Annotated in this window: 1 protein-coding gene and 1 pseudogene; one reads left to right on the top strand and one right to left on the bottom strand. The window is 72.1% G+C overall.

The genetic code is table 11. The features are described from left to right. Window positions 1-83 (top strand): annotated as a pseudogene (locus LPA54_RS35130) (DUF397 domain-containing protein); the annotation flags it as partial. A 94-nt stretch (window positions 84-177) separates the two neighbouring features. Here the strand turns inward: LPA54_RS35130 and LPA54_RS35125 are convergent. Continuing rightward, on the bottom strand, window positions 178-609 hold a 432-nt coding region (locus LPA54_RS35125), incomplete at its 5' end, for a dihydrofolate reductase family protein (RefSeq protein WP_228984657.1).

Genomic DNA, 609 nt, shown 5'->3' with positions numbered 1-609 from the left:
TCGCGATCGCCGAACAGGCCGTCCACGTACGGGACTCCAAGGACGTGACCCGCCCGGCCTTCGCCGTCGGCCGCGAAGGCTGAGGGCGGTCCGTACGGTTCGCGTCGGAGCACCGAGCGGACTTGAGGGCGTGCGGTCCGCTGGAGAGGCGGACGGCACGCCCTCAGCGCGGCTCGCCTACTCCCCGAGCGACGCCACCGCCTCCTCGTACCCGCCCGTCGGCGGGGCCGTGTCCGGCCCGTACACCAGGTTCAGCACTCCCGTGCCGAACGTCTCCGACTTCAGCAGCTTCAGCGGGATCGAGGACTCCCCCTCGTCGAAGAGGCGCATGCCCTTGCGCACGGCGATCGGGTGCACAAGAAGCTGCAGCTCGTCCAGCAGCCCGGCGGCGAGGAGTTGCCGGATGACCGAGATCGAGCCGCTCAGCCCGATGTCGCCGCCCGGCTCCCGCTTCAGCGCGGCGGCCACCTCGGCCACGTCGCCCTGCGCCTGCTCGGAGTTGCGCCACCCGAAGTCGAGAGGGCTGCGCGAGAACACGATCTTCCGCATGTCGCCGAGCTGCTTGGCGAAGCCCGCGTCCTCCCCGCCCGCGGCCTCCCGCTCCGGCCA

Origin of the sequence: Streptomyces sp. DH12 (genome assembly GCF_020873895.1) — a bacterium.
GTDB lineage: Bacteria > Actinomycetota > Actinomycetes > Streptomycetales > Streptomycetaceae > Streptomyces.
This window is presented reverse-complemented; position numbering and strand designations above follow the sequence as displayed.